Source organism: Anaerotignum lactatifermentans (genome assembly GCF_014982935.1).
GTDB classification, from domain to species: Bacteria; Bacillota; Clostridia; order Lachnospirales; family Anaerotignaceae; genus Anaerotignum; species Anaerotignum lactatifermentans.
The window spans coordinates 1-21131 of sequence record NZ_JADCKK010000044.1 but is presented as its reverse complement, the minus strand read 5'-3'; the positions used below and the strand labels follow the sequence as shown (position 1 = coordinate 21131).

Genomic DNA, 21131 nt, shown 5'->3' with positions numbered 1-21131 from the left:
TAGCCGCCAAGGGCGGCAGTTGAGAAAGTAGAGCACTTGGCGGACTTTCAATGCGCTTGCAAGCGCTGCTGGTAAGAGCCCCTTCTAGGGGCAGAGCAAACCACCGGCTAAGCCGGTGGTCCTGATTATGAAAGGAGAAGCGTATGACACAGGAATTTTCTTTGACAGAAGGAAAAATCGGCACCACATTGCTGCGGTTTGCAGTGCCCTTTTTGCTTGCCAGTTTTCTGCAGGCGTTATATGGTGCAGCGGATTTGTATGTGGTGGGGCGTTTTGATACGGCTGCTGGCGTATCGGCTGTTGCCATTGGCAGTCAGGTCATGCAGACCATTACAGGTATTATACTGGGGATTTCTACCGGCGGTACGGTTTTGCTGGGCAGATGCATTGGTGAAGGAAATCCAAGAGGCGCAGCAAAAGCAGTGGGTACCATTGCGTCATCTTTTTTGCTGCTGGCAGTGATTTTAACACCGCTGATGCTGTTCTTGACAGAATCCATTGTAACAGCTATGGAAACGCCTCAGGAAGCGGCAGAGGCAGCTAAAGCATATATTTTTACCTGTTCCGCAGGGATTCCTTTTATCATTGGATATAATGCAGTCAGTGGTATTTTCCGTGGATTGGGTGACTCCAAAACACCTGTGTATTTTATATTGATTGCCTGCATTGTCAATATTGGTGTGGACTTTTTGCTGGTAGGCGGTTTTGGCATGGGTGCCGAAGGTGCTGCCATTGCGACGGTTGCTGCACAGGCAATCAGTTTTCTTGCTGCACTGATATATATTAGAAAGAAAGGTTTTTCCTTTCCTGTATATAAAAAAGACTTTATTCCAGACCCAGAGTCGGCGCTGCGTATCTGGAAAGTGGGGCTGCCTCTGGCATTGCAGGATGCGCTGGTGAATATTTCTTTTTTGGTTATCACAGCCATTGTGAATACATTAGGGCTGGTTCCTTCGGCAGCAGTAGGTGTTGTGGAAAAAATTATCATTTTCGCAATGCTGCCGCCTACGTCTTTTGCTTCGGCTGTTGCTGCTATGACAGCCCAGAATCTGGGAGCAGGAAAGGCGGACCGGGCACGAAAAACACTGTGGTTTGGCATTGGATATGCATTGGTCTTTGGTGTGCTGTTTTGCATATACTGTCAGTGGAACCCGGAAAGCATCACGGGGATATTTTCCAAAGAGACAGAGGTGGTCAGCGCAGCGGCAGATTACCTGCGGTCCTATTCCATTGACTGCATACTGGTTGCCTTTATTTTCTGCATGAATTCCTATTTCAGCGGTTATGGGAAATCGGTGATTGCTTTTGCCCACAGCATGCTGGCAACTTTTGGTGTGCGTATTCCGGCTACGGCTTTTTTGAGCCGTTATGCAGGGGAATCGCTGTATGTCATGGGGCTGGCTTCCCCTTTGGCAACCTTTGTTTCTCTGGTGATCTGTCTGTTTTTCCTGCGGTATCTCCATCGAAAAACCGTTGGAATTTTGTAAGAAAATCATAACAAAACCATAACAAAAACCGAATGATTTTCTGCTATGCTATAAAGAAATATGGCAAGGAGGATGGAAGAAGATGAAAAACAAGCATTTGTGGCTGGCTCTGGGGGAAGGGCTGCTGTTTATGATACTTTTCCTGCATCGCTATGAGTTGGAGTGGATGTGTTGGGTGCAGATGCTCATTTGCATTATTGTTGGTATCAAAGTTCTGGATCATTTGCGTGCGTTTTATGAAGATAGAAGAATGATTGGGAAAAAATAAAAAAACCCTTTTGCTGTGGAAAGCAATCTTTCCGCAGCAAAAGGGTTTTTTACATGATTAATCTTTACGATATTCTTTTTCAGTCTGTGCAACACGCAGCAAAGAAGATTTTTCCGTTGTGTTTTCTCCTTTTCGCATAGCATCGCGATCCAATAACCACTGCATATACATAAGCAGTTCTTCTCTGCTGTTTTTACTCAGTTGTGCATAATAGGTCTGGAATCGGTTAAATTCTATGGAATCATCATCAACCATATAAGGATGGCGGATGTCATTGACCCCCAGAAGATAGTCTAAAGAAACATCAAAAATAGATGCGATTTTTTTCAAATCAGGGATAGAGGGCTGATTGCGTCCGGATTCGTAGTTAGCAATGGCGGTATAACCATAGTTTAACATTTCTCCCAATTTTACCTGTGTCAGTTTTTTTTCTTTTCGCAGCATTTTCAGTCGATCTTTAAATTCCTGCAATCTGCTCACCTCATTTTTCATTTTTTCTTTCGCATAATTCACTATAACTGTTGCAAATACATATTTTATTATATGGTTAATACAGAACCGAGAAAAGGCATTGTCACAGATAGAAAAATATTTTTATTAATGTTTGCAAATTGCAAAAAATTAATGGCGTATCGGATTTTACACTATTTTTTTAATTCCTATTGACAAACTATGAAAAGTATGGTACATTTAATTCACATAAAGCATATAAGAATACTATGATATATAAAATGATAATTTGTTTTAGAGGAGGACAAGACTATGGCAACAAAAATTTATATGGATCATGCAGCAACAACTCCTGTCAGAAAAGAAGTTCTGGAAGCAATGCTTCCTTATTTTACAGAGTATTACGGAAATGCATCCGGCATTTACGGCATTGCGAAAGAGAGTAAAAAGGCAATGGAAAAAGCAAGAGAACAGGTGGCAGCAGCCATCAATGCACAGCCTTCTGAAATCTATTTTACAGCAGGTGGCTCCGAAAGTGACAATATGGCACTGCGGGGTGTGGCAGAAGCACTGAAAGATAAGGGCAATCATATTATTACCACAAAAATTGAACATCATGCGATTTTGCATACTTGTGAATATCTGGAAAAACATGGTTTCCGTGTGACATATCTGGATGTAGACGCAGACGGTAAAGTCAGACTGGAAGATCTGGAAGCGGCTATCTGTCCAGAAACCATTCTTATTTCCGTGATGTTTGCCAACAATGAAATCGGCACCATCGAACCTATCGCGGAAATCGGGAAACTGGCACATGAAAAAGGCATCTACTTCCACACAGACGCTGTACAGGCAATGGGTCATGTTCCCATTGATGTGGAAGAAATGCACATTGACCTGCTGTCTATCAGTGGTCACAAACTGGGTGCACCAAAAGGCATCGGCGCTATTTATATCCGTAAAGGCGTACGCATCACACCTTTGATTTTCGGCGGTGCACAGGAAAAGAAAATGCGTGCAGGCACAGAAAACATCCCCGGTATTGTAGGTCTGGGCAAAGCAGTGGAACTGGCTGCCGCAGAACTGCCAGAAACAAGAGCAACGCTGGAAAAAATGCGTGACAGACTGATCCACGGCATTTTGGAAGCCATTCCTTACAGCAAACTGAATGGTCATCCCACAGACCGTCTGCCGGGCAACTGCAATATTTCCTTTGAATTTATTGAAGGCGAATCCATGCTGCTGCTGTTAGACGCTTTGGGCGTAGCGGCATCCAGCGGTTCCGCTTGCACATCCGGTTCTCTGGATCCTTCCCATGTGCTTCTGGCCATCGGGCTGCCTCATGAAAAAGCTCATGGTTCTTTAAGACTGACACTGGATACAGACAATACAGAGGAAGAAATTGATTTTATTTTGGAAAAACTGCCTCAGATTGTGGCAAGACTGCGGGAAATGTCTCCCCTTTACGAAGAAGTCAGCAAACAGGCGAAATAATATAGAGAAAAAAGAGAAGGTTATCAATTGATTGTTTGAATACACAGGAGGAATGATTTATGGAATACAGTGCAAAAGTAATGGATCATTTTATGAATCCCAGAAACGTAGGCGAAATTGAAGATGCCAGCGGTGTTGGTACCGTAGGCAACGCAAAATGCGGCGATATTATGAAAGTATATTTGCAGATTGAAGACGGCATCATTCAGGATGCAAAATTCAAAACATTTGGCTGTGGCGCAGCAGTAGCTACCAGCTCTATGGCAACAGAACTGGTAAAAGGCAAAACCATTCAGCAGGCGCTGGAAGTAACAAACAAAGCGGTTATGGAAGCGCTGGATGGGCTGCCTCCTGTAAAGGTACACTGTTCTTGCTTGGCAGAAGAAGCGCTCCACGCAGCACTTTGGGATTATGCAGAAAAAAATCACATTGTCATCGAAGGTCTGAAAAAACCTGTCAATGACATTGATGAACTCCATCACCATACAGAAGAATAAGTGAAATCAAAAAGTCCGATTCTCTTTCGGGAGCATCGGGCTTTTTCTGTATTTGGAAAGCGCAGGAAAGCCTTGTTTCCCTGTGGGGAATATGGTACCATGAGAAACGAAAAATGAAAATAATATAAGGTCGGTGAAACCATTGTCAAAAGGAAAAGTAATTATCGGAATGTCGGGCGGCGTAGATAGTTCTACGGCTGTTTATTTATTAAAAGAAGAAGGGTATGAAGTCATTGGCGTCACCATGGGTATGTGGCAGGAGCCAGGAGAAACAGAAGGCTGCGGCAATCTTTCTGCTGTGAAAGATGCTTCTCGTGTAGCGGAAAAGCTGGGAATCGAATTTCATGTATTGGATTTTCGGAAAGAATTTCGTGAAAATGTGGTAGATTACTTCATCAACAGCTACGAAAGAGGTATGACTCCCAATCCCTGTATTGCCTGCAACCGTCATGTGAAATGGGCAGCTCTGCTGGATTATGCCAACAAAATTGAGGCAGATTATATTGCAACAGGACATTATGCCCGCATTGAAAAACATCCTGTCACAGGCAGATATTCCATCAAAGCGTCTGTTACAGCGGCAAAAGATCAGACCTATGCCTTGTATCGCCTGACGCAGGAACAGCTGGAAAGAACATTGATGCCTGTGGGCTTCTATGAAAAGGATGAAATCCGTAAAATCGCTGCCAATATTGATGATTTCATTGCGAAGAAAAGCGACAGTCAGGATATTTGCTTCATTCCTGACGGAGATTATGGTGCCTTTTTGGAACGGGAAAGAGGCAAAAATCATTGCCCGGGAAATTTTGTAGATATGGAAGGAAACATATTGGGGCAGCATAAAGGCTTGATTTACTATACCGTTGGACAGCGAAAAGGCTTAGGGATTGCTTTTGGCAAACCTATGTATGTATATGGTTTGGATGTGGATAAGAACGAAGTTATCCTTTGTGATAACGAAACCCTTTTCTCCAGAACTGTATATGCAAACCAGATCAACTGCATGTCTGTGCCGGAATTTACAGACGGTATGCGTTTCTGCGGAAAAATCCGTTACAGCCACAAAATGGCAGACTGTACCGTGCGTATGGTAGGGGAGGACTTATTGGAATGCACTTTTGATGAGCCCCAGAGAGCCATTACACCGGGACAGGCTTTGGTGCTTTATGACGGAGAATATGTGGCTGGCGGCGGTACCATTTTAGGAGCAAAACTGCCAATTCATCAAAGAAAGAACGAAGCTGAATAAAGATTTTGTATATATTTTCAAAAACTGCTATTTGTCGCATTTTGTAATTGCATGGAACCATTGTTTGTGGTATCATGTTTGATGGTATATAAACAAGGGTTATGTTCTATAAGAAAAATTTATAGGGAGGCAGCGATGAATTACGCACAAATGATTATTCCGTTTATTGGCGGTCTGGCTTTGTTTATCTACGGCATGAACATCATGGCGCAGGGTCTTCAGAACGCCGCCGGCTCCAAAATGAAGAGTATTTTGGAAGCACTGACACAGAACAAATTGATGGGGATTGCTCTGGGTGCATTGGTAACAGCCATTGTACAGAGTTCCTCCGCAACAACCGTTATGGTCGTTGGTTTTGTAAATGCTGGTTTAATGAATCTGACACAGGCCATGAGTGTTATCATGGGTGCCAACATTGGTACAACTGTAACAGGCTGGCTGGTATCCAGTTCCGAATGGGCAAAGATGTTCAGCCCCGCAACCATTGCACCTCTGGCGGTTATGCTGGGTGTCATCTTGATGATGAGCGGTAAAAATGCTCGCCGGAAAGAAATTGCTTCTATTGTAATTGGTTTTGGTGTGTTGTTTATTGGTATCGAAAGCATGTCATCTTCCGTAGAACCTCTGCGTGATTCCGAAGCTTTCCGTTCCATGTTTGTAACACTGGGCAAAAACCCTCTGCTGGGTATTTTTGCTGGTACTTTTGTAACAGCCATTATCCAGAGCTCCTCTGCATCTCAGGGTATTCTGCTGTCCTTGGCGGCTTCCGGTTTGGTACCTTTCAATGCGGCAGTATATATCATCATGGGTCAGAATATCGGTACTTGTGTAACCGCTCTGATCAGTGGTATTGGCGCTACAAAAACAGCAAAATGTGTTGGTTACATGCACCTGATGTTTAATATTACCGGTACCATCGTATTCAGTATCGTAGCGATCGTGTACTTTACTGTTCTCAATCCTGCTATGGGCAGCGAGATCATTACTCAGACACAGATCAGTGCGATCCACACGATCTTCAACATTGGTACAACTCTGATGGTAATTCCCTTGTCTAATATCATCATCAAAATTGCAAAGAGAATCAACCATGTACAGGAAATCGAATGCAAAGACGAAAGTCAGCTGGTTCATCTGGACAAACGTATTCTGGAAACACCCAGCCTGGCAGTAGAAGGCGCAAAACTGGAAACACTGCGTCTGGGTCGTATTGCACTGGAAAACCTGCAGAGCTCTTTTGATGCACTGATTAAGAAAGACCATGATAAGATCGAAGAAGTAAAACAGCGCGAAAATGTTGTGGATAAGGTTTGTGACAGCATTTCTGAATATCTGATCAAACTGTGTACTTTGCAGATCAGTGAAAAAGACAATCAGACAGTAACATCCTTGCTCAATACCATCAGTGATATGGAACGTGTGGGTGACCATGCGGAAAACATTGCCGAACTGGCAGAAGAAATGGAAAGAGAAGAAATCACATTCTCCAACATGGCTTTGGATGAATTGAGTGAAATGACAAAGGTAACATTGGCAAGTTACGAAAATGCGCTGAAAGCATTGGAAAACAACGATATTACCTACGCTATGAAAACCGCTGTACTGGAAGAACAGGTGGACGCACTGGAAAAGAAACTTCGTGCAAGCCATATCGACCGTCTGTCCAATGCGGAATGTAATGTAAACTCTGGTATCCATTTCCTGGAAATGCTGGGCAATCTGGAACGTGTTTCCGACCATGCAATGAACATTGCACAGGTAGTATTGAACGAAAACAGAGTAGAAAAGAATTATCACGACGAAGCAATCATGCCCGTTGTTTAATCAGAAGAAGAAAAAGCCTTTTGCTGTGTGAAAACATGGCAAAGGGCTTTTTTTCATGGATACAGGCACAAATCTGTAGAGAACCGAATACATAAGAAAAGAGAACAGTAAGAAAGGCGGAATGAGAATGCCGCGTGTTTATCTGAGTCCTTCTTTGCAGGAGTATAATTTGTATGTAAACGGTGGAACAGAGGAGGAGATCACCAATCTCATTGCCGATGCCATGGAGCCTTATTTGCTGGCATCTGGCATTGAATTTACACGAAATCGTCCGGAAATGAGTCTGGGGGAAGCCATTGCCGCTTCCAATGAAGGAAATTATGACCTGCATTTTGCCATTCATTCCAATGCAGCGCCGGAAAGTCTGGCAGGGAAATTGCAGGGGGTAGATGCGTATTATTTTTACAATAGCCCTTATGGCGGAGAAATGGCGGATATTGTTACGGAAAATATGAAGCAGGTTTATCCAGATGGAGAAAAAGTACAGTCTGTGGCAACGGCAACCCTGCGGGAATTGCGCCGTACCAATGCGCCGGCAGTGCTGGTGGAAGTAGGGTATCACGATAATATAGAGGATGCGCAGTGGATCAAAGAGAATATTGATCAGATTGCCAAAGCGCTGGCAAAATCCATTGCGGATTATTTCGGTGTGCCCTTTCGTCAGCCACAGGTATAAATATTTCTGAAAAATTATACAATGTCTATCACGAATTACAATAGCTGTTTTATGCTATCCTCCAAAGAGAAAGTTTTTTTATAAAAAATAAAGGGAAATCGTGACAAGTGCCGTATTTATATTGATATGTATATTGTGTAAATGCTATATAATACTGTATACATGAAAACTGACGGGCGACTTGTCCGATTATTCAATACCAAGGGAGGTATCAGTATGAAAAGTTACGCAGCAGATAAGGTGAGAAACGTAGTACTATTAGGTCACAGCGGTTCCGGGAAAACCACTTATGCCGAAGCAGCGCTGTTCTATTCCGGAGCAACAAAGAGATTCGGGAAAGTGGACGAAGGCAATACCGTTAGTGACTACGATCCAGAAGAAATTCGCCGTAAGGTATCTATCAGTACATCCGTACTGCCTGTAGAATGGCAGGATACAAAGATCAACTTCCTGGATACACCTGGTTATTTTGACTTCGTGGCTGAATCCAAACTGGCTATGAGCGTAGCGGATACAGCCCTTATCATGGTTTCCGCAAAATCCGGCGTAGAAGTTGGTACTGAAAAAGCATGGGAATATACCGAAGAAATGCATCTGCCTCGTATTTTCTTTGTAAACCAGATGGACGATGAAAATGCGGACTTTGAAAAAACATTGGCAGATATGCGTGTGAAATTCGGTAAATCCGTTGCACCTTTGCAGATTCCTTTCAATGATGCAGATGGCAAATTCGTTGGCTTCATCAATCTGATTAAGAGAGATGCCAGAAAGAAAGTAGACGGTAAACTGCAGCCCTGCGAAATGCCTGAAGATAAAAAGGACGAAGTAGAAGTTCTGCGTTCCATGTTGGTAGAAGTTGCAGCAGAAAGCAGCGACGAACTCATGGAAAAATTCTTCAATGACATTGAACTGACAGAAGAAGAAATCTACGATGGTCTGAAATATGGTATCGAAAATCATACCATCGCGCCTGTAATGTGTGGTTCCGCTACACTGGGCTATGGTGTAAAACTGCTTCTGAATACCATCGTTCGCTTTACACCTCCCGCAAACGAAGCAAAACCCAACTTCCATGCATTCCATAATGGTGAAAAAGTGGTTTACTGCTCCACAGACGACGAAAGATTCTCTGCTTTTGTATTCAAAACCATCGCAGACCCTTATATTGGTCGTCTGAACCTGTTCAGAGTTATGACTGGTAAACTGGACGCTTCCATGAGCGTTTATAACGAAGAAAAAGATACAGTGGAAAAAGTTGGTCACCTGTATGTTATCAGAGGGAAAGAACAGATCGAAGTGGATGAACTCCATTCCGGTGATATCGGCGCTCTGGCAAAACTGTCCAACACTTCCACACAGGATACACTGTCTTTGAAAGAAGCAAACATCGTTATTCCCAAAATCAACCTGCCTGAATCCGTTCTGTGCATGGCAATCCAGCCCAAAGGCAAAGGCGATGAAGACAAACTGTCCGCAGCTCTTTCCAAGATCCGTGAAGAAGATCCTACCATCAAGATGGAAGTGAACAAAGAAACAAAACAGACATTGATCTATGGTATCGGCGAACAGCAGCTGGATGTTATGGTCAATAAACTGAAAAACAAATATAAGATTGAAGTGGAACTGAAAGATCCTATCATTCCTTATCGTGAAACAATTAAATCCAAAGCTTCCGTACGCGGCAGATATAAGAAACAGTCCGGCGGTCATGGTCAGTTCGGTGACGTTGTTATGGAATTCGAACCCAGCGGCGATCTGTCTGTACCTTATGTATTTGAAGAAAAGATCTTCGGCGGTTCCGTACCCAAACAGTACTTCCCCGCTGTAGAAAAAGGTCTGCAGGAATGCGTACAGTCTGGTGTATTGGCTGGTTACCCTGTAGTAGGTCTGAAAGCAACATTGACAGACGGTTCCTACCATCCTGTTGACTCTTCTGAAATGGCATTCAAGATGGCAACATCTGTAGCCTTCAAGGAAGGTATCCCTCAGGCAAAACCGACCATTCTGGAACCCATCGAACATGTGGAAGTTCTGATTCCTGAAAAATACATGGGCGATATCATGGGTGACATCAACAAACGTCGTGGTCGTATCTTGAGCATGGACGCTGTTGGCAATAAGAAATGCATCGTTGCAGAAGTTCCTACAGCTGAAATGCACAAATACGCAACAGACCTGCGTTCTCTGACTCAGAGCCGTGGCGATTACAGACACCATTTCGAACGTTACGAAGAAGCTCCTATGGAAATCCAGAAGAAAATTATCGCTGCAAGAGCAGAACAGAAATAAGAACATTGCAAATAGGATAACTTTATGATATTCTCAATGAGAGAAAATCCGAAATCAAGTGTCCAAAATGGTTCCCAATAAACCATGGACACATACTATGAAAATGAACAACGGTAGTTAGGAAAAGGCGGGTTTCAAGGTATTTGCTCCATGGAATCCGCCGATTCCGTATCCGTTGTTCAGAAACAGGGATTTTCGCATTATGAAAGGACATCATTTGGTTATCCTGTTTTTATATGAAGGAGGAATGCTTGTGTTAGACGTAGCAATCATTGGCGGCGGTCCTGCTGCTTTATCCGCGGCGCTGAACTGTCGTCAGAGAAATAAAACCGTAACGATTTTTGGCAGAAGTTTGGACAGCTCTCTGCTCTTCGCAGCAGAAAAGGTGGACAACTACCTTGGTCTGCCGGATATGGCAGGGGAAGAACTGCTGAACACATTCTATGCTCATGCCATGAAAAACGGCGTAGAATTCAAAGAAGCCCGTATCAGTCAGATCATGTCCATGGGAGATTCCTACATGATCAATGCGGAAAATGAATTCATTCAGGCGAAAGCCATCATCCTGGCAACAGGTCTGAGCAAAAGCAAAGGCATTGTCGGAGAAATGGAATATCTGGGCAAAGGCGTCAGCTACTGCGCAACCTGCGACGGTATGCTCTATCGTGGCAAAAAAGTCGTTGTGGTAGCGGAAAATGAAGAAGGGGAAGCAGAAGCAAACTTCTTGGCGGATATTTGTTCTGAAGTGCTGTATGTACCTCTTTATCAGCCCGTTCTGTCTTTGAAGGACAATGTCAAAGTAGTTAATGGGAAACCCAAAGCCGTTTTGGGAGAAAATGACCGTGTGACAGGTCTGGAACTGGCAGATGAAACACTGGGCTGTGATGGTATTTTCTTTGCGAAAAACTCTATGCCCCCTGAAAGCCTGCTTTTTGGTCTGGAAACAGAAGGCAAAAACATTGTGGTAAACCGTAAAATGGAAACAAACCTGCCTCGCGTTTATGCGGCAGGGGACTGCACAGGTGCGCCTTATCAGATTGCAAAGGCTGTTGGGGAAGGTCTGGTGGCAGCTCTTTCCGCAGCGGCAGCCATCGACCAGCTGGACAGAGAACAGCAGAAATAAAATAAAATTTTCTTAAAATTATCTCATTTTTTGCAAAAATAGAGTAAATGAAAGAAAACCGGAGAAATCAAGAGTAAAAATTAGTTTTTTTCTTGAATTTCTTCGGTTTTTTCTGTATATTTCTAAATTTTACAGAATAACATCTTATATGGGATTTGAATATTCCTGGGAAAATAGCTAATATAATATCAGAAATTAGCACTCGATACAGATGAGTGCTAACAACAAGAATACAAGGAGGCAGAATAATATGAAACTTGCACCATTAGGAGATAAAGTAGTATTGAAACAGTTGGAAGCAGAAGAAACCACAAAATCCGGTTTGATTCTGACTTCTTCTTCTCAGGAAAAACCCCAGGAAGCCATCGTTGTGGCAGTAGGTCCCGGCGGACTGGTTGGCGATGTAAATGTAGAAATGGTTCTGAAAGAAGGCGACCATGTTATCTTCCCTAGATACGGCGCTACGCAGATCAAATTTGAAGGCGAAGAATATCTGGTAATGCGTCAGAATGATATTCTGGCAATCGTAAAAGACTGATTTTAAAACTTCTCAATATTTAGGAGGCGTTATTGAATATGGCAAAAGAAATTAAATACAGCACCGACGCAAGAAGCGCAATGGCAGCCGGTGTTGACAAATTGGCAAATACCGTAAAAGTTACATTGGGTCCCAAAGGTCGTAACGTGGTTCTGGACAGAAAATTCACTTCTCCTTTGATCACAAACGACGGCGTGACCATCGCAAAGGACATCGAACTGGAAGACCCTTATGAAAATATGGGTGCACAGCTGGTAAAAGAAGTTGCAACACAGACAAACGATGTAGCCGGTGACGGTACTACAACAGCAACTGTTCTGGCACAGGCTATGATTCAGGAAGGTCTGAAAAACATCGCAGCAGGCGCAAATGCAATTATCCTGAGAAAAGGTATGCAGAAAGCAACTGATGCAGCAGTAGCAGAAATCAAGAAAATGAGCCAGGCTGTTACCACTAAGAAACATATCGCAAACGTTGCAGCAATTTCTGCTGGTGACGAAGAAGTCGGCAACATGATCGCTGACGCCATGGAAAAAGTAACAAACGACGGCGTTATCACAGTAGAAGAATCCAAAACAATGAAAACAGAACTGGATCTGGTAGAAGGTATGCAGTTCGATAAAGGTTATCTGTCCGCTTACATGTGCACAGATATGGATAAAATGGTAGCTGTTCTGGAAGATCCTTATATCCTGCTGACAGATAAGAAAATCTCCAACATCCAGGATCTGGTTCCTATTCTGGAACAGATCATGCAGACAGGCGGCAAAGTGCTGATCATTGCGGAAGACGTAGAAGGCGAAGCACTGGCTACACTGGTACTGAACAAACTGAGAGGTACATTCACATGCGTTGCAGTCAAAGCTCCTGGCTATGGCGAAAGAAGAAAAGCACAGCTGGCTGATATCGCAGCTCTGACAGGCGGTCAGGTCATCTCTGATGAACTGGGTATTGACCTGAAAGATGCTACTCTGGATATGCTGGGTCGTGCAAAAACTGTTCGTGTAGAAAAAGACCTGACCATCATCGCTGACGGCGCAGGCAGAAAAGACGAAATCGACGCAAGAATCCATCAGATTCGTACTGCAATCGAAGAAACAGAATCTGATTTCGATAGAGAAAAATTGCAGGAAAGACTGGCAAAACTGTGTGGCGGCGTAGCAGTCATCAAAGTTGGTGCAGCTACCGAAACAGAAATGAAAGAAAAGAAAATGCGTATGGAAGACGCACTGGCAGCTACTAGAGCCGCTGTGGAAGAAGGTATCGTAGCTGGTGGCGGTACAGCACTGCTGCATGCAGTAGAAAAAGTAAAAGCTGCATGTGCTGATCTGACAGGTGATGAAAAAACAGGTGCTGACATCGTTGTGAAAGCACTGGAAGCTCCTCTGCGTCAGATTGTTGAAAACGCAGGTCTGGAAGGTTCCGTTATCGTAAACAAAGTAAAAGAAATGGCAGAAGGCGTTGGTTTCAATGCCCTGACAGAAGAATATGTGGAAATGGTAGAAGCAGGCATTCTGGACCCCGCAAAAGTAACCAGAAGCGCACTGCAGAACGCAACATCCGTTGCTTCCACATTCCTGACAACAGAAGCAGTTGTTGCGGAACTGCCCGCAAAAGCACCTGCTATGCCTGAAGCTGGCATGGGCGGCGGCATGGGCGGTTACATGTAAGCCGATAAAACATTCTAATACCTATGAAAAAGGGGCAGAGATCAAAATCTCTGTTCCTTTTTTTGTGCATTCAGCTTTTTTGCACAAGGGGAAGGCTGTTGTTTTGGCTGGTTTTGTGTGGTCTGTTTTTTCGGATTGTGCTATACTATACCATAGCGAAATATTGATTTGAATACATAAAAGGGAGTGCAGATATGCAGAGAACTCAGACTAGAACCGTACAGGTTGGCAATTTAAAATTGGGCGGCGGCAACCCCGTTGTTATCCAGTCCATGTGTAATACAGATACCAGAGATGTAGCGGCTACGGTGGCGCAGATTCATGCGCTGGAAGCGGCTGGCTGTGAACTGGTGCGTGTGGCAGTGCCTGATATGAAAGCGGCAGATGCCATTGGTGAAATCAAAAAACAGATTCATATTCCTCTGGTGGCAGACATCCACTTTGATTATCGTCTGGCACTGCGTGTCATGGAGCTGGGCATCGATAAAGTTCGTATCAACCCCGGCAACATCGGCGATGAAGACCGTATCCGTCAGGTGGTGGAAATGGCGAAAGAAAAACATATCCCCATCCGCATTGGCGTTAACAGCGGTTCTTTGGAAAAAGAACTGGTGGAAAAATACGGCGGTGTAACCCCTCAGGGCTTGGTAGAAAGTGCCCTGAAACATGTAAAAATTCTGGAAAAATATGACTTCCATGATATTGTGGTTTCCATTAAGGCTTCTGATGTGCCTTTCTCTCTGGAAGCTTATCGGATTCTGTCAGAAAGTATTCCTTATCCCATCCATGTGGGGATTACAGAAGCGGGAACCGTTTATATTGGTACCATCAAATCCGCAGTAGGTATTGGCGCGATTCTGGCAATGGGCATTGGTGATACCATTCGTGTATCTTTGACTGGTGACCCTGTGGAAGAAGTCCGTGCAGCGAAAGAAATTCTCAAATGTCTGGGTCTGCGGAAATTTGGCATTGAACTGATTTCCTGTCCTACTTGCGGCAGAACACAGATTGACCTGATTTCTATTGCAAATGAAGTGGAAAAACGTTGTGCTTCCATCAAAAAAGATATCAAAGTGGCAGTTATGGGCTGCGTGGTAAACGGTCCCGGCGAAGCGAAAGAAGCGGATATCGGTATTGCTGGCGGCAATGGTGTGGGTATCCTGTTCAAAAAAGGCGAACTCATCCGTAAAGTGGACGAAAGCCAGCTGGTAGACGCTTTGATGGAAGAAATTGATAAACTGTGATTTGGAAAATAATCGGAAAGGAGGGGCGATATGACAGCGAAAAAATTTCCGCTGGTCTTTGATAAGGTTTCTCTTTCCGCCCCTTTGCAGGAAGTCTTTCGGGAAACCACGGTGCTTTCCCTGACCATCCACCGGAAGGAGCGGGAAATTGTAACAGAGATTGCGGCAGATGAAGTCATTCCGCCTTTGTATTGGGAAAAACTGCGGAAAGAAATGATGCAGCAGCTTCCTGGTGTGAAAGAAGTGCATATTTTCCCCAAATATCAGTTGATGGACAAGGAGCCTAAAGCAGTTCTGACGGATTTCTGGGATACCATCCGCAGTCATGTGGCAGCCCAGAGTAAGGTTTGCAGCGGTGTTATTTCCGATGCGGATTGGGATTATCAGGATGGAAAGATGCAGATTTTTGTAAAACATAACATGGCTTACTATCTGTCCCAGAAAAAGCTGGATGATGCTGTGGCAAAGCTGGTGCAGGAAGAAACGGGACTGGCTATGTCTGTGCAGTTCAAAAACGTCCAGAGCAGTGAGGAAGACCGTGCCCGTATGGAACAGGAACAGCGGACAAAAACAGAGGAGCTCCTCCAGCAGATTGCTTCCGCTACACAGGCGGCGGAACAGGCAAAAGTTTCCGCGGAAGTGGGCGCAGTCAGCGAAGCTGTTTCCAGAGGTATTCTCTTTGGCAAAGAATTTACTGGTACTCCTGTGAAAATCGTGGATACGAAAATTCCTGGGGAATCTGTTATTGTGGAAGGGAATATTTTCAATATCGAACCCAGAGAAATCAAAGGGGAAAAATATATCGTTTCCTTTGATATTACGGACAAGTCCGATTCCACAACGGTAAAATTCTTTGTGAAACGGTCTGTTTTTGACAATGAACTGAAAGATAAAATCAAAAAAGACGCTTACCTTCGTGTCCAGGGGGAAGTGCAGTTTGATAAATACGCTAAGGAAATCAACATCATGGCAAAAGCCATTATGACGGCACAGGCTCCTCCGCCCCGTATGGATACGGCAGAGGAAAAACGTGTGGAACTCCATCTCCATACGCAAATGAGCAGTATGGACGGCGTGACACCTGTGAAAACTTATATCAAACGCGCCATTGAGTGGGGACATAAAGCCATTGCGATCACAGACCATGGCGTGGTACAGGCATTCCCTGATGCCATGAATGCGGCAGATAAGTCTGATTTGAAAGTCATTTATGGCGTGGAAGCCTATCTCATTGACGACTTGGGCAATGCGGTGTTCTCCCCCAGAGGGCAGAATCTGGATGATACCTATGTGGTATTCGATATCGAAACCACAGGGCTTTCTAAGGAAAAAGAAATGATTACGGAAATTGGTGCCGTAAAGGTAGCAGACGGGAAAATCATTGACCGTTTCAGTACCTTCGTCAATCCACAGCGCCCCATTTCCGCGGAAATCACAAAACTGACTGGCATCACCGACGATATGGTGAAAGACGCGCCCACCATCGAAAATATTTTGCCGGAATTTTTGAAATTCTGTGAAGATACTGTACTGGTAGCCCACAATGCTTCTTTTGATACAGGCTTTATCCGCATTGCGGCAGAAAGAGCTGGTCTGGGAGAACTACATCATACCATTGTAGATACTTTGGAACTGGCAAGAGCATTGCTGCCGGAACTGAATAAACACAAATTGGATATTGTTTGTGAACATTTGGGCGTAACATTGAACGGACACCATCGTGCCGTCAACGACGCGGAAGCAACAGCGGAAGTATTTATTAAATTCTTGGATATGCTGGCAGAAAAGAAGATTTTCACCTTGGATGAAATCAATGTTCTTGCCAGCCGTACGGTGAACTATAAAAAACTCCGTGCTTATCATGCCATCATTCTGGTGAAGAACTATACTGGTCTGCGAAATCTCTATGAACTGGTTTCCATGGCTCATATTGATTATTTCTTCCGTCGCCCTAGAATCCCTAAAAGCAAATTTATGCAGATGCGGGAAGGCTTGATTTTGGGCAGTGCCTGCGAAGCGGGGGAACTGTACCGTGCTCTTTTGGACGGCGAACCCAAACAGCGTATTGAAGAACTGGTGCATTTCTATGATTATCTGGAAATCCAGCCTTTGGGGAACAATAAATTTATGATTGATTCTCCTAGAGTGGAAAATATTCACTCGATGGAGGATATCAAAAACATGAACCGGAAGATTGTGGAACTGGGTGAAACTTACGGCAAGCCTGTTGTGGCAACCTGTGACGTGCATTTCATTGACCCTGATGACGCGGCATACCGTAAAATCATCATGGCAGCGGAAGGTTTCCCCGATGCAGACAACCAGCCGCCCCTGTATTTCAGAACAACAGATGAAATGTTGGCGGAATTTGACTATCTGGGAGAGGAAAAGGCAAGAGAGGTTGTTATTACCAACACCAACCTCATTGCGGACCAGATTGAAAAAATTAAGCCCATTCCAGATGAAACATTCCCTCCTAAAATTGAGGGTGCCGATGAACAGCTGCGACAGATTTGCATGGATAAGGCGCATTCCATTTATGGCGATCCCTTGCCGCCACTGGTGCAGGAGCGTTTGGAAACAGAACTGAACTCCATCATCAGCAATGGGTATGCGGTGCTTTATATCATTGCGCAGAAACTGGTATGGAAATCTGTGGCGGACGGGTATCTGGTTGGTTCCCGTGGTTCCGTAGGTTCTTCTTTTGCGGCAAACATGGCAGGGATTACGGAGGTAAACTCTTTGCCACCCCATTATGTTTGCCCTAACTGCAAATATTCCGACTTTGATTCGGATTTGGTGAAATCTTACGCCATGGAAGAAGCCAGCGGATGTGACATGCCTGATATGAACTGCCCGAAATGCGGTACACTCATGCATAAGGATGGTCACGATATTCCATTCCAGACATTCCTTGGATTTGAAGGGGATAAAGAACCAGATATTGACTTGAACTTTTCTGGGGAATATCAGCAGACAGCCCATGCCTATACAGAAGAATTGTTCGGCGTAGGGCATGTGTTCAAAGCCGGTACCATTGGCACTTTGGCAGATAAAACTGCCTATGGCTTTGTAAAAAAATACTTTGATGAACGGGAAATCACTGCCCATAATGCGGAAATTACCCGTCTGATGAATGGGTGTACTGGTGTCAAGAGAACTACAGGGCAGCACCCCGGTGGTCTGATGGTTGTACCCAGTGACCATAATATCTATGAATTTTGCCCCATTCAGCGTCCGGCAAACGATGTGAATTCCACAGTCACAACCACACATTTTGACTATCATTCCATCAGCGGTCGTTTGCTGAAATTAGACCTGCTGGGGCACGACGATCCCACCGTCATTCGTATGCTTTACGACTTGACGGGCGTCAATCCCCAGACGGTACCTCTGGGCGATCCAGCTACCATGTCCCTTTTTGAATCTCCAGAAGCGTTAGGGGTTACAGCGGAGGATATCGGCTGTGAAACAGGGACTTTGGGTATTCCTGAATTTGGTACAAAATTCGTGCGTGGCATGCTGTTGGATACGAAACCGAAAACATTTGCGGACTTGCTTCGTATTTCTGGCTTGTCCCATGGTACGGACGTATGGCTGGGCAATGCCCAGACCCTTATCGAAAACGGTACCATTACCCTGAAAGAAACCATCTCCACCCGTGATAGTATCATGATTTACCTCATTAATAAAGGTGTGGATAAGAAGAAATCCTTTAAGATCATGGAAAAAGTCAGAAAGGGGAAAGGGCTCACCGATGAGGACATTGCCGATATGAAAGCGGCAAATGTGCCAGATTGGTATATCGAATCCTGCCAGAAGATCAAGTACATGTTCCCCAAAGCCCATGCGGCGGCATATGTCATGATGGCATTCCGTATTGCTTATTTCAAAATCAATTATCCGGAAGCATATTACGCAACGTACTTCACCGTACGTGCCTGTGATGATTTTGACTATAGCTGTATGTGCAAGGGTATGGACGTTGCCAAAGCGGCTATGCGGGAAATCCATGCCAAAGGTATGGAAGCAACAGCGAAAGATAAGGCAAAAATGACGGTTCTGGAATTGATCGTGGAATTTTATGCCCGCGGCTTCAAATTCCTGCCCATTGACCTCTATAAATCCGACTCCAGAAAGTTCATTGTGACGGAGGAAGGTCTGATTCCGCCTTTCAACTCTTTGCAGGGGCTGGGCACCAATGCGGCTCAGAGCATTGTGGATGGCAGAGCGGCAGGGGAGTTCCATACCATTGAGGAGCTGAAAGAACGAACTTCTTTGGGACGTTCCCTCATTGATTTGCTGAAAGAAAATGGCGTTTTGAACGGCATTCCTGAAACCAATCAGCTGAGTCTGTTCTAAAGGGGGCATTTTATGAACTGTCCGAAATGCGGAAAAGAAATGGAAAAAGGCTGGATCAACAGTGCGCGAGAAGTGGTCTATACTCGTAAACTGAAAAAGTGGTTTATCGAAGCTTCAAAAATTGGCGATATTTCTTTGACGACCCATAATATGACATGCCCTAGATGTGAAGCTTATGTATGTCGGGATTGTCATTGGGTCATTGTGCCCTATGAGGACGAAAATCAATAAATATAACAAAAAAGCGACAAATCTTACAAGAAACGTAAGATTGTCGCTTTTTCATTGTATTTTTTTTGAAACTTCAGTATGCTGAAAAAAAGGGAGTTTTTGGTATTTGTAAGAACGGGGAATGGCTATGAAAAAGAGAATTTTCTTGCTTTGCTGTGTGGTGGGCGTTATGATGCCAACAGCGGTGTATGGACAGGGTGTTCCCGTGACAAATGCTATAGTGGAGCAGTCGAATATGTATGAAGGAACCGTTATACAGCTGCAGGATTTGGACACAGGACGTTGTTATTATTTGACACAGCCAGCGGCAGTGGAGGATTTTCTGACGGAATGGAAAAATGCGTGGTTGACAGGAAAATCGGCAGAACTGCCTTATGGATATGACCGTTATAGATTTTATGTGCTTTCTGATGAACAGGCAGACAATCAGGATGTACAGTATGTGGTGTATCCAAACCAGAATATCCTATCCAGAATCACTTACACAAAGGACAAAATTTCAGACCAAACTGCAGATATCCAGTCAGAATATATGGAGATTTCCTCGGAAACAATGCAGAGTCTTGTGATAAAGCTGGAAACCATAGAGGAAACCTATTATCCATACGATGTGATGCTGTATATCCAAGGTATCAGAGTGACTTCTGTGGATTATGCTGATTTCAATAAACTGGGAATGTTTTTGAATGGTTATCTGCATGTTTTCCAGAATGCGTTTATTGATGCCAATGGTACCTTGCAGATATCTCTGGAGGACTGGAACACCATTTTTGCAACACAGTATGGAGAGATGAAGAATTTGATTTACCAGAACGGAGCTATCAAAAATAATGTTTTGCCCACAAACATTCCCTGCCAGAATATCAATGGAAAAGTCTATATTCCCCTACGGGAAGCGGTGAACCATTTCGGTCATTTAACTATGGAATGGGATAAACAGATGCGGAAAGCGGTTGTCATGGAAAAAGCCGTTTTTGAAAAACAGCAGGAGTATTGGAGCGAAGTTGAGAAGGCGGCAGAATCGTTAAAATAAAAATAGGACTGTGAGGAGGCTTATGCTATGCAGAAAGGAAAAGCGGTCTTTTTTGGCATTGTTATGATTCTGGTCAATTTCTGTATTGCTGTTTGTATACAGGGGTTGCTGGTTTGCCCCATTTCCAGCCCTTTGCAGGCGGAAAGTCTGGCAAAAGCCTATGGGGAATTTGAAAATGCCCATATTTTAGATCATACAGTTTTAAAGGATTCGGAATTGATGCTGATAGAAAGGGAAGGCGATGTACAAATATTAGAATTACAGAGAAATTTATTTTTTCCCAGATACTGCCTTCTGGAAGCGCATGATATTCCAGAAGATGATTCCTTTTATACCACAGCAGCAGTAACATCACAGGTAGTATATCCATACCGTGTGGTAGACCGAAGTACAATCGATTTAGAAAATATAGAAGTCAAATCTGGATTTATGAAGAAAGGATTTCTGCTTTCCTATGGTATCTGCACATTTTTGCTGACGTTGGCAGAAGGCTTCGGATATTTTCGATGGAAAGCGATACATTCATCAAAATAAACAATCAAAAAGGCATGAAATTCTTTGTGAACTGCTCCAGATTGTGCGGACAGCACAAAAAGGCCTCTATGTAGGAAAATATGAAGTTTTAAGTGGAGAGGCGTCGCGTAAGCGGCGGCTCTCCGGTTTTTAACTGGATGCGCTCATGGTTGTAAAAATAAA

17 protein-coding genes are annotated in these 21131 nt (G+C 44.0%); 16 read left to right on the top strand and 1 reads right to left on the bottom strand.

The features are described 5' to 3' along the window. Positions 1-143: 143 nt before the first annotated feature. Both INF29_RS10435 and INF29_RS10430 read left to right on the top strand, forming a co-directional pair. Positions 144-1487, top strand: coding sequence for an MATE family efflux transporter (locus INF29_RS10435; RefSeq protein WP_193486471.1), 1344 nt, complete (start codon positions 144-146; stop codon positions 1485-1487). 82 nt (positions 1488-1569) lie between these two features. Then, entirely contained in the window at positions 1570-1755 is a 186-nt protein-coding gene (locus tag INF29_RS10430; RefSeq protein ID WP_072848665.1) for a hypothetical protein, read from the top strand. A gap of 57 nt (positions 1756-1812) precedes the next feature. On the opposite strand, the gene INF29_RS10425 is transcribed toward INF29_RS10430, so the two are convergent. Continuing rightward, positions 1813-2226 (bottom strand): helix-turn-helix domain-containing protein, encoded by a 414-nt coding sequence (locus tag INF29_RS10425; protein WP_193486469.1) that lies wholly within the window; start codon positions 2224-2226, stop codon positions 1813-1815. A gap of 291 nt (positions 2227-2517) precedes the next feature. On the opposite strand from INF29_RS10425, the gene nifS reads away from it, so the two are divergent. The 14 genes from nifS to INF29_RS10355 all read left to right on the top strand — a co-directional run bounded on the left by nifS (position 2518) and on the right by INF29_RS10355 (position 20969). Then, entirely contained in the window at positions 2518-3699 is a 1182-nt protein-coding gene (gene nifS, locus INF29_RS10420) for a cysteine desulfurase NifS (RefSeq protein WP_191344368.1), read from the top strand. Between the two features lie 59 nt (positions 3700-3758). Further along, positions 3759-4196 carry a Fe-S cluster assembly scaffold protein NifU gene (nifU, locus tag INF29_RS10415; RefSeq protein WP_022253652.1) on the top strand — a complete coding sequence of 146 codons (438 nt, stop codon included), beginning with the start codon at positions 3759-3761 and terminating at the stop codon, positions 4194-4196. 142 nt (positions 4197-4338) lie between these two features. Beyond that, positions 4339-5445 (top strand): tRNA 2-thiouridine(34) synthase MnmA, encoded by a 1107-nt coding sequence (gene mnmA, locus INF29_RS10410; RefSeq protein ID WP_193486467.1) that lies wholly within the window; start codon positions 4339-4341, stop codon positions 5443-5445. A gap of 135 nt (positions 5446-5580) precedes the next feature. Beyond that, the gene (locus INF29_RS10405; RefSeq protein WP_193486465.1) at positions 5581-7269 is read left to right on the top strand and encodes a Na/Pi cotransporter family protein; all 1689 of its coding nucleotides are present in this window, start codon (positions 5581-5583) and stop codon (positions 7267-7269) included. A gap of 127 nt (positions 7270-7396) precedes the next feature. Beyond that, on the top strand, positions 7397-7945 hold the full coding sequence (locus tag INF29_RS10400; protein WP_072848761.1) for an N-acetylmuramoyl-L-alanine amidase family protein: 549 nt from the start codon (positions 7397-7399) through the stop codon (positions 7943-7945). A gap of 216 nt (positions 7946-8161) precedes the next feature. Then, positions 8162-10234 carry an elongation factor G gene (gene fusA, locus INF29_RS10395; protein ID WP_072848658.1) on the top strand — a complete coding sequence of 691 codons (2073 nt, stop codon included), beginning with the start codon at positions 8162-8164 and terminating at the stop codon, positions 10232-10234. 253 nt (positions 10235-10487) lie between these two features. Further along, on the top strand, positions 10488-11357 hold the full coding sequence (locus INF29_RS10390; RefSeq protein WP_193486463.1) for an NAD(P)/FAD-dependent oxidoreductase: 870 nt from the start codon (positions 10488-10490) through the stop codon (positions 11355-11357). A gap of 250 nt (positions 11358-11607) precedes the next feature. After that, positions 11608-11895, top strand: coding sequence for a co-chaperone GroES (locus INF29_RS10385; RefSeq protein ID WP_022364353.1), 288 nt, complete (start codon positions 11608-11610; stop codon positions 11893-11895). A 38-nt stretch (positions 11896-11933) separates the two neighbouring features. Further along, on the top strand, positions 11934-13565 hold the full coding sequence (gene groL / locus INF29_RS10380; RefSeq protein WP_193486461.1) for a chaperonin GroEL: 1632 nt from the start codon (positions 11934-11936) through the stop codon (positions 13563-13565). Between the two features lie 194 nt (positions 13566-13759). Then, complete coding sequence (gene ispG, locus INF29_RS10375) at positions 13760-14809, top strand: flavodoxin-dependent (E)-4-hydroxy-3-methylbut-2-enyl-diphosphate synthase (RefSeq protein ID WP_072848656.1); 1050 nt, start codon at positions 13760-13762, stop codon at positions 14807-14809. Between the two features lie 30 nt (positions 14810-14839). Further along, positions 14840-19171, top strand: a complete 4332-nt coding sequence (locus INF29_RS10370; RefSeq protein WP_193486459.1) for a PolC-type DNA polymerase III — start codon at positions 14840-14842, stop codon at positions 19169-19171. 12 nt (positions 19172-19183) lie between these two features. After that, positions 19184-19402, top strand: coding sequence for a PF20097 family protein (locus INF29_RS10365; RefSeq protein WP_087989037.1), 219 nt, complete (start codon positions 19184-19186; stop codon positions 19400-19402). Between the two features lie 127 nt (positions 19403-19529). Beyond that, positions 19530-20435: a hypothetical protein gene (locus tag INF29_RS10360; RefSeq protein ID WP_193486457.1), complete on the top strand. Its 906-nt coding sequence runs from the start codon at positions 19530-19532 to the stop codon at positions 20433-20435. A gap of 27 nt (positions 20436-20462) precedes the next feature. After that, a complete protein-coding gene (locus INF29_RS10355; protein ID WP_193486455.1) occupies positions 20463-20969 on the top strand; it encodes a hypothetical protein in 507 nt (168 codons plus the stop codon). The last annotated feature ends 162 nt before the right edge of the window (positions 20970-21131 follow it).